Annotated in this window: 14 protein-coding genes and 2 tRNA genes; 11 read left to right on the top strand and 5 right to left on the bottom strand. The window is 42.2% G+C overall.

Annotated features, from left to right (window positions below):
* Positions 1–78 precede the first annotated feature (78 nt).
* Positions 79–846 carry a DUF4143 domain-containing protein gene (locus tag IJJ71_RS08070; protein WP_296846321.1) on the bottom strand — a complete coding sequence of 256 codons (768 nt, stop codon included), beginning with the start codon at positions 844–846 and terminating at the stop codon, positions 79–81.
* A 255-nt stretch (positions 847–1,101) separates the two neighbouring features.
* Between IJJ71_RS08070 and IJJ71_RS08075 the strand changes: the two genes are divergently transcribed.
* The 11 genes from IJJ71_RS08075 (at position 1,102) to rho (ending at position 10,767) form a co-directional block, all read left to right on the top strand.
* Positions 1,102–2,352, top strand: a complete 1,251-nt coding sequence (locus IJJ71_RS08075) for a two-component system sensor histidine kinase NtrB (protein ID WP_296846322.1) — start codon at positions 1,102–1,104, stop codon at positions 2,350–2,352.
* A gap of 14 nt (positions 2,353–2,366) precedes the next feature.
* Positions 2,367–3,347: a DUF975 family protein gene (locus tag IJJ71_RS08080; protein ID WP_296846323.1), complete on the top strand. Its 981-nt coding sequence runs from the start codon at positions 2,367–2,369 to the stop codon at positions 3,345–3,347.
* Positions 3,334–4,146 (top strand): DUF975 family protein, encoded by an 813-nt coding sequence (locus IJJ71_RS08085; protein WP_296846324.1) that lies wholly within the window; start codon positions 3,334–3,336, stop codon positions 4,144–4,146. Before IJJ71_RS08080 ends, IJJ71_RS08085 begins: the two co-directional genes overlap by 14 nt.
* A 12-nt stretch (positions 4,147–4,158) precedes the next feature.
* Positions 4,159–5,520, top strand: coding sequence for a sigma-54-dependent transcriptional regulator (locus tag IJJ71_RS08090; RefSeq protein ID WP_296846325.1), 1,362 nt, complete (start codon positions 4,159–4,161; stop codon positions 5,518–5,520).
* Positions 5,521–5,805: a hypothetical protein gene (locus IJJ71_RS08095; RefSeq protein WP_296846326.1), complete on the top strand. Its 285-nt coding sequence runs from the start codon at positions 5,521–5,523 to the stop codon at positions 5,803–5,805.
* 101 nt (positions 5,806–5,906) lie between these two features.
* Positions 5,907–5,978 (top strand) — tRNA-Glu (locus IJJ71_RS08100).
* Positions 5,979–6,057: 79 nt separating this feature from the next.
* Positions 6,058–6,336: a 30S ribosomal protein S20 gene (rpsT, locus tag IJJ71_RS08105; RefSeq protein WP_296846327.1), complete on the top strand. Its 279-nt coding sequence runs from the start codon at positions 6,058–6,060 to the stop codon at positions 6,334–6,336.
* A gap of 84 nt (positions 6,337–6,420) precedes the next feature.
* A complete protein-coding gene (locus IJJ71_RS08110; protein WP_296846328.1) occupies positions 6,421–6,732 on the top strand; it encodes an HU family DNA-binding protein in 312 nt (103 codons plus the stop codon).
* Positions 6,719–8,293 (top strand): apolipoprotein N-acyltransferase, encoded by a 1,575-nt coding sequence (gene lnt, locus IJJ71_RS08115; protein ID WP_296846329.1) that lies wholly within the window; start codon positions 6,719–6,721, stop codon positions 8,291–8,293. Before IJJ71_RS08110 ends, lnt begins: the two co-directional genes overlap by 14 nt.
* Entirely contained in the window at positions 8,280–8,699 is a 420-nt protein-coding gene (locus IJJ71_RS08120; protein ID WP_296846330.1) for a bactofilin family protein, read from the top strand. The genes lnt and IJJ71_RS08120 overlap by 14 nt, the downstream gene beginning before the upstream one ends.
* Before the next feature lie 178 nt (positions 8,700–8,877).
* The gene (rho, locus tag IJJ71_RS08125) at positions 8,878–10,767 is read left to right on the top strand and encodes a transcription termination factor Rho (RefSeq protein WP_296846331.1); all 1,890 of its coding nucleotides are present in this window, start codon (positions 8,878–8,880) and stop codon (positions 10,765–10,767) included.
* Between the two features lie 147 nt (positions 10,768–10,914).
* On the opposite strand, the gene IJJ71_RS08130 is transcribed toward rho, so the two are convergent.
* The 4 genes from IJJ71_RS08130 to IJJ71_RS08145 all read right to left on the bottom strand — a co-directional run bounded on the left by IJJ71_RS08130 (position 10,915) and on the right by IJJ71_RS08145 (position 14,195).
* Positions 10,915–10,998 (bottom strand) — tRNA-Leu (locus IJJ71_RS08130).
* Positions 10,999–11,069: 71 nt separating this feature from the next.
* Complete coding sequence (locus IJJ71_RS08135; protein WP_296846332.1) at positions 11,070–11,462, bottom strand: zinc ribbon domain-containing protein; 393 nt, start codon at positions 11,460–11,462, stop codon at positions 11,070–11,072.
* A 23-nt stretch (positions 11,463–11,485) separates the two neighbouring features.
* Complete coding sequence (locus IJJ71_RS08140; RefSeq protein WP_296846333.1) at positions 11,486–13,180, bottom strand: response regulator; 1,695 nt, start codon at positions 13,178–13,180, stop codon at positions 11,486–11,488.
* A 31-nt stretch (positions 13,181–13,211) separates the two neighbouring features.
* Entirely contained in the window at positions 13,212–14,195 is a 984-nt protein-coding gene (locus IJJ71_RS08145) for a hypothetical protein (protein WP_296846334.1), read from the bottom strand.
* Between the last annotated feature and the right edge of the window lie 47 nt (positions 14,196–14,242).

Consider the following 14,242-nt stretch of genomic DNA (forward strand, 5'->3'; position numbering starts at 1 on the left):
TCTGAGTCAGAGTTGAAGTCACGCTTATAGCATAAGTTTTTTTCATTTTTTCGCACTTTTTTTGAACTTTTACTTTCGTTACAATTCTTCCAGGACAAAGGGGAGCATATAAATCGGTTTATATAAAAGCTGTTCTTTGTTGTCTACATCTTTTTGCGAAAACAAAAACTGTTTGTACACTTTTCTCGAAAATTTAGTGGCAAATTCCGTTATGGACTTATGCGTATTTACGGCAGAAGATTTTATTTCCATAGGAACAAGTTTTGCATTTGAGGCAAGCAGAAAATCAATTTCATAATCATGAGTGTTATCAGCTTTTTTCCAAGTATGATAAAAAAGTCCGTTACCGCTTGCGGTTATCATTTGAGCGGCGGCATTTTCATACAGATAGCCTAGGTTTGCGTCAAGCTTATCGCTTAAAAGCTTTGCGTAAATCTTGGTATGAAGCTTATCCGCAGAATTAAAAAGAAGAGTCGTAAAAAGCCCTGTGTCTGACAAATACAATTTGTAAGATTCTTCGTCTGCTGTAGCAGAAAGCGAAACGCTTGGATCTGTGGTGTTGTAACTAATCAGAACGGTTTTTGAGTCAAGAAGCTCTGAAAAAATTTCCCTGTCCTTTTCTGTAGTCCTCTTTCCTGTGGCATTTGAAATTACATAGCGTTTTTTATTAAAGCTTAATTGGGTCGGAATTGAATTGTACATTTTTGAAAGACGGCCAGACTTATCGATTTTATAAAAATCTTCTTCGTAAAGCTTTAATATGCTCCGTTTTACCATGTCTATCTGGTCGAAGTTCTTTCCGTTTATGTATGCTTCCACAGCCTGGGGCATATCACCAACAGCCATATAGATACGAGTGCATTAAACGCTTTTCGCCAAAACATTGCAATTTCCCTTTCTCAAAAATTATAATATATAGAAGCAGTTTTTGACAACATTTAAATGTGTAAAAAGTACAGATTTTGACAATACCATGGTACACAAGCCCTTTCTGCTTTCAAAAAATACGGTGTGCAGGCCGGAAAAGTAATTGCAGGGCAGTCTTCGTTTTGCTTTGACGATGAATTTGTGATATAATTCCTGCTCAAACAGGAAGTAAAAATGAAAGAATTTTCCCGACGCGTTTCGCAAAAACTTGATAAGCTCACACCGTTGCAGATTCAGCAGCTCGTTGAGGACTGTTATTCTCAGACGGAGATTTTTAATTCGATTTTCCAGAGCTTACCGAGCGGACTTATTATCGTTGATGAAAACTTCTGCCTGATGAAAATCAACAAGGCTGCGGAGAGGTATCTTCCATTTAAAAGCAATCCGGAAGAAGTCAAAGAAAAGTCTCCTGTCTGGAATCTCATTGACGACGAGGAAATTTCCCATTTTTTACAGAATGCCTTTGAAGCCGACAAAACCAACATCTCAAACGAATTCACTGTCGCAACTTCTGGCGGTTCGGTGCGTTTCCTTGATTTGTATGTGACCCCGCTTGTCCAGAATCAGAACCAGAACAAAAATCTTATCGGCTCTATTATCCGTATCGACGATGTGACCGAAAAGCGTAATCAGGAAGTGCTTCTTCATCGTATGGAAACTCTGGCCGGGCTTACGAATGTGGCGGCGAGCGTCGCACACGAAATCAAAAATCCTCTTGGCGCGATTTCGATTCATATTCAGCTCATGCAGAAAGCACTCAAAAAAAAGCGCGAAGGTGACGGAATGTTGCCGCCTCCGAAATATGCCGAGGACTATCTTGATGTTATCACTCAGGAAATTGAGCGGCTCAACAAAATCGTCGTGGATTTCTTGATGGCCGTGCGTCCGATTTCCGCCAAACTGGAGCTTGTGAACCCTAACAAAATCCTCGAGGACTTTATTTCGTTCTTTATGCCGGAATTCAACGAAAAGCACATAAAACTTGAGTCCGAGCTTTGCGGCTGTGATGTCCGCCTTTTGCTTGACGCCAAGCTTTTCCGTGAGGTAATCGTAAATCTTTCCCAGAACGCAATCTCAGCAATTTCCAAAAAATTCGATGATGACGAGAGCCGCATAAAAGGCCGAATCAGCATAAAAAGCCGGATTGAGAACGACCGCTACATCCTTACTTTTGCAGATGACGGTACCGGAATGGACGAAGAGACTTCTGGCCGCGTGTTCGAGCCATATTTTACCACAAAATCAAATGGAACAGGCCTGGGAATGGCAATGAGCTATAAAATCATCAAGGAATTTTCCGGCGACATTTCAGTTTCTTCTGCTTTGGGCGAGGGAACTAAATTCACGATTTCGCTCCCGGTTCCTCAGATGGAGAAAAAACTTATTGAATTCAAAGAATGTGTGGCTAATGTTTCATCAAAATAAAAAAGGAGGTCGAGATGTTCGACAGAAAAAAATATAAAAAGGATGCTTATGCAAATTCAAAAGGCCTTCCTAAAAAAATGGCACTTGCAAGCATAGTCAGCGTCTTTTCAATTATTTTTTTGTTTGCTGCTTTAATATTGCCTTATTTTGGAGCGAAATACATTACCTGGAACGACGAATGGTTTGAGACCGTTTCAAATTCGGATGGATATTTTAGGGGCGAAAGTGATTTAAAAGAATTCAAGGACGGCCAGGAAATCGACCCTTCGGATTATGACGAGGTTGGCCGCTATAATTCGGACGGGGAGCTTGTCGTTACTAAAAGAGAGGCATTTTTGGATTATGTCAGTTCTTCGATTTCTTTGACCGGCTTGATTTTCTTTTGCCTTTTCACTGTCTTTGCTTTCATTTTTGTTTTCGCTGTTGGATTTGCTCTCTCACGCTATGTTTACCAGTGGCGTAAATGCGGTGAAACATCGCTTTCTTCTTTCATAAAGTGTTTTTCATCAGCGACATGGCGCGGGGCTTTGTGGTATTTCTTGTGGACTACGATTATTATTTTACCGGTAATAGTTTATACCGTGGTTTCTACCAAATATATTTCTGAGGCAAGCTATTACTATTATGCTGACAAGCTTTTCCCATACATACTTATGATTTTGGATCTTGTATTTATCTTATGCTTGGTTTTTACATGCGCTAAGCTCGTGTCTTGTTTTATGATGTTCTATGTCCTTGCGGAGAATCCGAAAATTGGGGCAGTCCGTGCTTTGCGGCTATCAAAAAAGATGAGCAAGGGCTGCCGTGAGAACATTTTTATGATGAACCTGACATTCATTGTCTGGTGGATTCTTACTTTCCTGACTCTTGGTTTTGGCCTCATTCTGTTCATGCCGTATTTTGAAAATTCTTTCATAAATGCCTACGAGGCTGTCAAAAAGAATGCGATTGAAAGCGGAGTTCTTAAAGTGGAGGATTTTGATGTTTTACAATAGAGCGAATTTAAAGAAAGAAGCCCTTGCTGATTTGAAAGGTAACTGGAAGAAAGCCTCTCTTGCCGGCCTGTGTATGTTCATTCCTTTTGTCGTAGCGGTGGTTTTGTTCATTCTGTTGATTTTGGCTAAATCTATGGAAATTGACAGCGATGATTTTACTGCAAAATTATATTTCTTTCTTGGGCGGGTTCTTCCGTATTCAGTTTTGCTGAATTGCGTGTTCGCCGTGCTGTATCTGGCTTTGTTCAGGTGGAGCAGTATACTTTCAAAGGAAGGAAAAGCTGATTTCAAAAATTTTCGGAAGGCTCTTACACTTAAGGCAATCCCGGCATTTTTCTGGATGTATCTTAGGTCATTATTGTGGCTTGCTCTTGTCCATGTCTGTATGATTCCTATCAGCCTTGCAACTGCGGCGTATCATCGATTCTTAAATCCTGCTCTGCCGATTTTTCTGGCGGTTATTGGAGGATTGCTTTTTGTCTTTCTTTCTTTTGTCTTCATTGCGAAACTGACTTCATATCTGATGTGCTTTTTTGCCCTTGCTGATAAAAAAAATTTGAAAATCCTTGACTCGCTTCGCCTTACTGTAAAAGTTACGGACGGATTTCGGACGAATCTATTGGTGACTAAACTTTCTTTCATTGGCTGGGGCCTTTTGTGCATTATTACGCTTGGAATCGCTTTGATTTGGGTACTTCCGTATTACAGTCAGGTGATGACAAGGGCATGGCAGTTCATGCTCACGGAAAAGGCCGGAGTGTTTTCTTCTGATGAAAACAAAACTGAGGCTCAGGCTTAAAAAGGGTGATAAATGAAATTCACAATCCTTATAATCGATGATGAGAAGAATATCCGCGAAGGTCTTGCCGCTGACTTTGAGATGGACGGCTACAATGTAAAGATTGCCGCCAACGGAAAAGAAGGCCTTGATCTTCTTTCAAAGGGTGACATTGACCTTGTAATAACTGACCTCCGTATGCCAGGCTCTATTTCTGGTGAGCAGGTTTTGCGTGAAGTCACAACGAAGATGCCCGGAATCCCTGTAATCGTGCTCACAGGGCATGGCTCAATTGATGCAGCCGTAAAGGCAATGCAGGACGGAGCCTATGACTTTTTGACAAAGCCTCTGAATCTTGAGCAGCTTGAGGTAATCGTCAAGCGTGCACTAGAAGGCCGGGAACTTAAGATTAAACACACCGAGCTTTTAAAGCAGGTTTCCACGCAGAAAAAGACTGACAATATAATCGGAAAAAGCGCGGCCATGCAGAAGGTGATGAGCCTTGTAAAAAAAGTCGCTGATGCCCGAATTTCCGTGCTTATTACAGGCGAAACCGGCGTTGGAAAGGAAGTTGTCGCCAATGCGATTCACAATCTTTCTTCCCGAAGTGATAAGGCTTTTATTCCTGTCGTATGCTCTTCTTTGAGCGAGACTTTGCTTGAAAGCGAGCTTTTCGGACATGAAAAGGGGGCTTTTACAAACGCAGAGAGCCTTCATAAAGGAAAATTTGAGCTTGCTCATGGCGGAACCATTTTCCTTGATGAAATCGGTGAAATCAACATGAGCGTTCAGGTCAAGCTTTTGCGCGTGCTTCAGGAGCGTAAATTTGAGCGGGTAGGCGGGGAAGAGCCTATTGAGGTTGATGTCCGGGTGCTTGCCGCTACGAATAAAAATCTTGAGGAGGAAGTGAAGGCCGGGCGTTTCCGTGAGGATTTGTATTTCCGACTCAACGGAATCCATATCGAAGTGCCGCCGCTCAGGGAACGAAAGGACGATTTGCCGCTTCTTTTGAACAGTTTCCTCGAGCGGTACAATGCCGAAAACGGAAAGCATATCACGGGCTTTGACAATCAGGCGCGGAATGCCCTCTACAAATACGACTGGCCTGGTAATATCCGCGAGCTTCAGCATTGCGTGGAAAGCTCTGTTGTTATGGCGAGTGGCAGCGAAATCACGCTCGAAGATTTGCCGCCATCAGTGAGCAAAGCAAGCGGAATCGAGACGATATCTGTTCCTGTAGGAATTACGCTCGATGAGGCCGAAAAAATCATTATTCAGGAAAACCTTGCCGCAAACAAGGGTAACAAGAGCAAGACAGCCGAAACGCTAGGAATAGGCCGGAAGACTTTGCATAGAAAATTGCAGGAATACGGAATGGAGACGGGGGAAGAATAAATGAAACATTGCATTATCGTAAAATTCAAAGACCACGAGAATTGGAAGAGCCTTATCGGAGAAATCCAGGCTCATTTTGAAAAAGCAAAGCTCATCGATGGCGTGAGCGGCCTGAGCCTTAAGATTTCAAATTCTGAAAGGGAGAACCGCTTTCACCTTATGATAGAACTTGAGATGACAAGGGAAGGGCTTTTGAACTTTGATGTTTCTGATGTCCACAAAAGCTGGAAGGAAAAATACGGGGAGCTTCTTGAAGCAAAGACAATTTTTGATTATGACGATTAAAAAAAATCAAAAAAAATTGTATTTTTCTGCTTCAAAGTGTTGACTAAGTTTTGTTTATCAGGTAATATATCAAAGTCAGCTCGCTACTGAGTTGCAATGATGTCTCCTTCGTCTAGTGGTTAGGACATCGGGTTTTCATCCCGACAACAGCAGTTCAATTCTGCTAGGAGATGATACTTATGCCTTGCAACAAAATACAGTTTGCAAGGTTTTTTAGTTTTAGACTAGTAAAATATTTTGGGAGATATTTTTATGGCAAAAAAACAGACATCTGCACAGAAAAGATTCCGACAGAGTGAAGTTCGCCGAATGCACAACAAGGCTATTAAGAGTGAGTGCCACACTTATATCCGTCAGTTTGTTGAGGCTGTTCATGCAAAGGACGCAAAACTCGCTCAGGAGAAACTTGTTCTTTTGACTTCTAAGCTTGACTCTGCACGCAGCAAGGGTGTTCTTAAACGCAACGCTGTTTCTCGCAAAAAGTCACGAATGCAGAGACTTTACAATGTAACATTCGCAGCAGCTAACTAAGTTTTGCTTCTCTTCTAATATTAAGCTATCTGATTGTATATATTTATGCATTTCAGATAGCATTTTTTTTAAGTAGGTTTTTTTATGTCTGTAAAGAAAGTAACAAAAAGTGACATTGTTGATAAGGTTCATTTAAATACAAAAATCGAGCGAAAAGTTCTTTTGGATGCATTTGAGGGCTTTATTGAGGAATTCAAAAATGCTCTTAAAGAAGGGGCTACCGTTGAGCTTCGTGGCTTTGGAACACTTGAGCCTCGGCTTAGAAACGGACGCAAAAATGCCAGAAATCCAAAGACTGGTGAGATTCTTTCTGTAGAGCCTCATTATGTCGCAGCTTTCAGGGCAGGCCAGGAACTTAGAAAGGCTGTCATGGAGCTTCCTGTTGATAAAAAATAATCTTTCCGAAGCGGTGCTGCTTGTTTGTGCGGTCGTCCTGCTTTCGGTTAGCCAGCCGTCCTTCTTTTTTGAGGACGGTCTTTCTTTTTGTGCGTGGATTTCCTACATTCCGTTTTTTATACTTGCAGAGCGCGTCGCATTAAAAAAATCATTTTTATACGGATTCATTTATGGTTTCCTTTCCTATTTAAGCATGTGCTGGTGGCTCTCATCTTTTGGTCTGGTAGCCATTTCTTTTGTCTGCTTTCTTTTTGCTTTTTATAATGCCGGCCTGTTTTTCCTGCTTTATTTTTCAAAAAACATTTTTCCACAAGGCCTTAAGAAATATTTCTGGATTTTCAGGGCGGCTTTAGTCCTTTGTGTCGAATATGGGCGCACTCACGGAATATTTGGGTTTTCTTATGGAATTATCGGTTACAGCCAGTGGAAAAATCCTGTTTTCTTGAAATTCGCCTCGCTGTTCGGAGTCATGGGCGTGTCATTCGTGATTCTTCTTGTAAATTCTTTGCTCGCAAAAATTATTTCCGAAAAGAATCTGCTAAGGAATTTAAGGGCCGTCTGTTTTTGTATTTCATTTCTTTCCGGGATTTTCATTTATTGGCTTGTTCCTTCGCTTTCCCCAAAAAACATCAGTTCAGAATCCCTCAATGTCGCGCTTATTCAGAATTCTTCTTCCGCTCATTCTGAGTCAATTTCGGATTACAAAAAGGATGCCGCTCTCTTAAAATCTCTGTCTGACGAGGCTTTGCGACTTTTTCCTGAGACTGAGCTTGTAGTCTGGGCTGAAACAGCGGTTGTTCCTGACATAATTTACCATCTGAACAATAAGGCTGATTCTGAAAGACATTCGCTTGCAGTTGATTTGAATTCATATTTCAGGTCGAAGGATTGCTCTTTTTTGATTGGAAACAACCACATTGATGAGGCTGGAACTCATAATGCCGCGCTTTATTTTTCCCCCTCGCAAAATGATGTCGGTGTTTACAATAAAAATCATCTTGTTCCTTTCACTGAATTCTGGCCTGATTTTCTGGACTTTAAATTTTTTGACAGGATAAAAGATTCCTTGAACTGCGAATTTTTTGCTCACGGATGCGGATTCAAATCATTTTCAATAAAAAATTCTTCCGGCTCAACCTTAAATTTTGCCGTTCCGATTTGCTTTGAGGATTCTTTTGCTCCCGTCGTTGCGGAAATGAAAAAAAATGGTGCCGAGTTCTTCGTGAACATCAGTGATGATGCTTGGTCTGGCTCTGAGGCGGCCCGAAACATGCATCTTTCAATGTCAGCATTCAGGTGCGCGGAATTTTCTTCCCCGATGGTTCGCTCGACTATTGATGGAAAAACTTGCGCTCTTGATTCTTCCGGGAAAGTGATTTCGGAAATTGATTCTGGATGTGATTCCTTTTTGTGTGCAAAACTGGCTGTCGAAAAGAATTCAAGGACTTTTTATCTTTTTGCCGGAGATTTGCCTGTTCAAATTCTTTGTGCCTTAGTTTTGCTTTTATTGTTGATTTTATCCGCTCGATTTGTTAAAGTATCTGTATATGGCAGAAGATAAGCAGAAGAAGAACCTCACAGTTTTCGGTCAGGAAACAGAATTTGATGGAATTCTCGAATTTACGGACAACTTGGTAATTACCGGCAAATTTAAAGGTGAGATTTGTGCGACTGGCGATCTTGAAATCGAAAAAGGCGCAATCTGCAATGTCGAGAAAATGACGGCAAATTCAATCGTCATTTCTGGTACTGTTACCGGTGATATTGATGCTCCTGAGCGTGTCGAAATGTGTACTGGTAGCGTCGTTCATGGTGATGTAAAGACATCCCGCTTACGAATTGCCGAGGATGTTGAATTTGAAGGCCAAATCTCTATGCTTGAAAATGAGCCAGAGGTAAACTTGTTCTCTGTCGCGTCTGATGAATATAAAAAAGCCCTTGTCCTGAAATCTGATGAGCCTCGCTGATGAAACTTTCCCATTGACTTTTTTAACAAGCCGTGATTTAATATAAATATATTATTTATTTTAGTTAAAACATCTTTTTTGAAAAATCCTTTTAATTTAAATAATTTGAAATAACTAAATTCATGTTTTTTTGTCATTATTTTTATACATTTTCATATAATCTCATGGAGAATTTAAAATGGCACTGATTTCAAGACGCCGTACTGCCGCAGCGGCCGAAGAGCCTGCAGCGACAAATCCTCAGCCTGAATTGGACTTGCAGACATCCGATTCTAATCCTTCCCCTGCAGAAAACGCGGTTCCAGAAGAAGAAAAGCCCGCAAAAGTCGTTCGGCGAAGAAGAATTTCAATAAAAGCCGAAAAAATCGAAAAACCTGAAACTTCGGAAGTGGAGACACAGGAAAAGCAGCCTGAGAGCTATGCTTCTGCCGCTCCGGATTATTCATCAGAATCACATGAAGCAGCTGTTATAAACTCAGAAAATCAAAATCAGGAAAATTATTCAAACCAGGAAAACGGTGCTGCCGAAGTTCAGCAAAATGCCCCTGCCGAAAATACGGAGGAAGAGCAGCAGCAGTCCTCTGAGAATACTGGCTACCAGCCTCGAAATTACCGCAATTACCGCAATTACAATAATCCCCGCGACAACAATTACAACAATCAGAATAATACCCGTGGCCGTTTTGACCGCCGCATGAGCTACCGTGACCGAATCGCAGCCCGAAACGCAGCCCGCGATGAGGCAACTGCACAGGCACAGATTATTGAAAACCCAGAAGAATTCGAAGCTAAGCCAAAGCTCCTCATCAACGATCTTACAAAAATGAGTATGCCGGAGCTTCGCAACCTTGCGATTGAATACGGTTACCCGGAAGAAGAGCTTCCCGCAATGAAAAAGCAGGATCTTATATTCGTTATCCTCAAATCACATACTGAGCGTGGCGGATTGATTTTCGCTTCCGGCTCTTTGGAAATTTTGCCGGACGGATACGGATTCTTGCGAAGCCCGCAGAACAGCTATCTTCCAGGCCCGGATGACATCTACATTTCTCCGAGCCAGATTCGATTGTTCAACCTCAAGACCGGCGACACAATTTACGGCCAGACCCGTTCTCCAAAAGAGGGCGAGAGATTCTTTGCTCTCCTTCGCATTATGACTGTAAACTTCGACGAGCCACGCGTTGCCCAGACTCGCGTTCCTTTTGAAAACCTCACGCCTCTTTATCCAAAAGAAAAACTTACTTTGGAGACAATCTCCACTGAATACAGCACTCGAATCATTGATCTGTTTGCCCCAATCGGTAAAGGCCAGCGTCTTCTTATTGTCGCTCCACCAAAAGCCGGTAAAACAACTATTTTGCAGAAGGTCGCAAACGCAATCACCACGAACAACCCGGAAGTCTACCTCATCGTTCTTCTTATCGACGAACGCCCAGAGGAAGTTACGGACATGGAAAGGGCAATCAAGGGCGAGGTTATTTCTTCAACATTCGATGAGCAGGCAACACGCCATGTTCAGGTTGCGGAGATGGTTCTTGAAAAGGCAAAACGTCTTGTTGAGCACAAGCGCGATGTAGTTATCCTTCTTGACTCAATCACACGACTTGCACGCGCATACAATGTCACCGTTCCTACATCGGGCAAAGTTCTTTCTGGTGGTGTTGACTCAAACGCTCTCCATAAGCCAAAGCGATTCTTTGGTGCCGCACGAAACATCGAGGAGGGCGGATCGCTCACAATCATTTCTACGGCTCTTATCGATACAGGAAGCCGCATGGATGAGGTTATCTTCGAGGAATTCAAAGGAACTGGTAATTCAGAGATTGACCTTGACCGCAGACTGGCCGAGCGCAGACTTTTCCCTGCAATCAATATCAAAAAATCCGGCACCCGAAAGGAAGAGCTTTTGCTTGACGAGGCAACATTGCAGAAACTTTGGGTTTTGCGAAAGGTCATCAATCCGATGGAAGATGCCGAAATCACTGAGCTTATCCTTGATCAGATGAAGAAGAGCCGAAACAACGAGGCTTTCCTTACAAATATGAATACAGGAAGCGCGGCTTTGTAAAAATACGAAAGGCTTTGGAGAAATCCAAGGCCTTTTTTATTTGGAAAAGAAAAAAGGTGCGGGAAAAAGAGAAACCTTTTTAAGGTTGCGCTTTTGCCTGCATATAAAAAAACGGTGGATGAACTTAATCAAAACCACCGTAATCTATGCCCGGAAGGGGACTTGAACCCCTATGAAGTTGCCCTCACTAGGACCTGAACCTAGCGCGTCTGCCAATTCCGCCACCCGGGCGAAAAAGCTATTATATTTTATAGAAAAACTGCCTTGTTGTCAATTTGTTAATTGTCTATTCGCATAAAAAATCATGAAATTTCAAGATACTTCATTGCGCAACAAACGAAGAGGACGAGGATTCCGACAATCGCAAAAAATGACCATACCGGGAGGGATCCGTCACCTGAACGGCGGCGGGAGCCTTTTGGATTTCTGGAATCAATAGCGTTGAGAAGGTCTTTTTTTGACTTTCGGCTTGCCTTTTCTTCTTTTTGTGATGGAGAAGGGATTTTTTGACCTTGTCCGACGGCATATCCGCAGGTAGGGCAGCCGTTGGCGAATTTGTTCGGCATTCCTGTCGTGCCACAAACAGGGCATCGAACAGATGAGAAGAATTTTCCGCAATGCCTGCACACTCGTGCGTTCTGAGGAACTTCTGCACCGCAGTTTTCACAGAAGAATTTAGCCGATTGTTTTTTCATTTTTTAACTTTTACTTTAAACTTTTAACTGATTTTTTTGATTGCCAAAGCAAGTTTTTTTGCATCGTTTGACATTACTTCGGCAAAAACATTTTCGATTTTGTCATCAATTTTCATTGAGGCAATGTCAATTTTTGTTCCCGGAGAAAGATTCATGATAAAATTTGGAATGTCAGGCGTAAATTCAAGGACGAGTCCGTTGTAATTTCGCGCGACACCAGAAACCATCGCTAGAGTTATTGGATTTGTGAACACGAATGAGACTGAGCTTGAGCCTGAGTCAAGCTTAAGTGCCTCTGCCTTTTCTTTTTGGTCGGCTTTATTTGCGTTCATAATTGCTGCTAATTTTTCTTCAATGCTCTGTTCATCGGACATATCGTTTTCTCCATCTTGATTTTCGGAAGCTGAATCTGATGCTTCTTCAGGTGCTTCTTCTTCCGGTGTTTCAGAAATTTCTTCCGTTTCTTCAATTATATCATTGTTTTCCGATTCTTCAAAGTTATTTTCATCAAAGTTATTGTCATCAGATGTGTTTTCTTCGGAATTGTCTTCGCCAGATATGTTTTCTTCAATATCGTTCTCTTCGTTATTATTTTCTTCAAGAAGAGATTTCAGCTCATCGATTCCCGGCAGTTCTGTTGCCTCTGATTCATCATAAGACTCGCTGAGTATTTCTGTTACTGTAGGAACTTCATCATTTTCGCTTGGTTCTTCATTCTCTGAAAGCTCTTCGAGTTTGTCGGCAGCTTTTTCGTCTTCGATTATTTCTTCAAGCTTGTCGGCCGCTTTGTCATCTTCTGCCATTTCTTCGAGTTTGTCGGCCGCCATTTCATCCCCGGTGATTTCTTCGAGTCTGTCTGCGGCAAGCTCATCATTTGCCATTTCTTCAAGGCGGTTCGCGGCATCATCATCGGCAATAGCCTCAGCTTCGGCTTTTTGTATGTCATCAAGAGTCTGCTCTTCGGTTATGCTTGTATTTTCGTCTGTGGTCTCTTCAACCATGCTTGAAAGCTCATCGAAACTGTCATCCTCGCTGACTTCGCCAAGCGGCTCGGTGGACTCAACCTTGCTTGCAAGCTCATCAAAACTGTCTTCTTCGATTTCCTCAACGGCTTCTTCGGCTTCTTCCGGCTCTGTTTCCTCAACCGGCTCAGACTCTTCTTCAACTGGCATTTTGTTTTCTTCGATTGGAACTGCCTCTTCCTCAATTTCCTCAACAGCTTCTTCGGTTTCTTCTGGCTCTGGTTCTTCTATTTCTTCGACTTCGGCCTCGACGAATTTTTTTGCGTTTGGAACGAGGTCGTCTACCGTGATTTCCGCCTGTTCAGCTTCTGTCAGATAGCCTGAGAAAATATCGTCTGCTTTTTTGAGGATTTCGCGGAGCTTGTCAAGTCCTTCAACTTCTACAGAGTCAAAAGTTCCTCGTACTTGAAGAATCTCTGCCTTTTTTTGTTCCTCTTCGTTGAAGTTTTCGTCCGTGTAAAGAATAATCTGCGGCTTGTAGTCCCCGATTCCGATTGATGAGTATTGTGCGAGAGTTTTCCAGTGGCGCGGATAGTCTCCTGTGCTGACGACGATAAGGTGAGGGGCAATTTCTTCGATGTTATCAAGTGCTTTTAAAAGCCATTTATAAACAATCGTATCATAGCCCGCTGATTTGAGAACTTCCGAGATGTTTGTAATCGCCTTTTCGTCATCGGCTACAAGAAGCGCCTTCATGGTTTCTCCGTGTTTTCTCCGTTATGCTGATTTACTCAGTTCCGAGGTTTGTTACTGAGTAGTCGTAAATCTGCCAGATTCCGTCACGCTGGCGGACTTTGTAGATGTATCGTTTTTTCTCGCTGAAATTCGGATATTTGAACCACTCGATAACAGAGACTGTTCCTTCTGTCTGTGAGTATGATGTGTTTTCAATCTGGAATCTCTCTGGTACGCCTACGATGTCATAGTCGATTTTGTTCTGCATGAGGTCAGCTTTATATGCCTGCAACATTCTGTTTCGCTCGTCGGCAGCCGCATTCTTGTACTTGCGGTTGACTTCGCTGTTTCGTACCATCATCTGCTCGATGTCCATGTAGAGGAAATACTGATCCCACAAAGATTTCTGGCGAGCGATGATTGTCTGTTCAACAACTTTGTCTGGTGAAATTGCTTCTGGCTTTAAGAGGGAGGTTGTTTTGTTCTCAACTGGAAGAATGTTTGAAGATGATGCTGATGGAGCCGGGCGGACATCAAGTGAGAGTCGGTTTGAAGCGATTTCAATAATCTTTGATTTGTACAATTCAGGGTAGAATCGCATTTCGAGATAGTAAATTGATGGCTCGTCAATCTGAATGTAGTCCTTTACATTCTCGACGAATGAATATGTCTCTCCTGGCTCAATTGCAAGCTCCCGGAAATAGACTGTCTGGTTTGTCGATCGTTTGATTACCAGATCTTTTGTACTTGGAAGTGTAGTGTTCTTGATTGTGTAAGCGTAGAAGTCGAGTGAGAACATGCGGTCATCAGCGAGCTTGAAGCGGAGTGTGTCCGTTCCTTTGTTCGTGATTGAGACATCTACATAAATAGGATTGTCTTCCTTGCTTCCAGGATAATACATCGTTCGGTCAAAGAATCTGATTGCGACCGATGCCTTTGAGTAATCTTGGTTGTCTATTGAGCTTGCTTTCTGAGAGAAAGCGAACTGTGCAAAAATAGTAAAACTTGCTATAATGCTAAAAAGAATGCGTTTCAACTGCTTCTCCTTATTTTAAAGATATTCAATTATATTATCGGAATGTT

The organism is Treponema sp. (assembly GCF_017430385.1).
GTDB lineage: Bacteria > Spirochaetota > Spirochaetia > Treponematales > Treponemataceae > Treponema_D.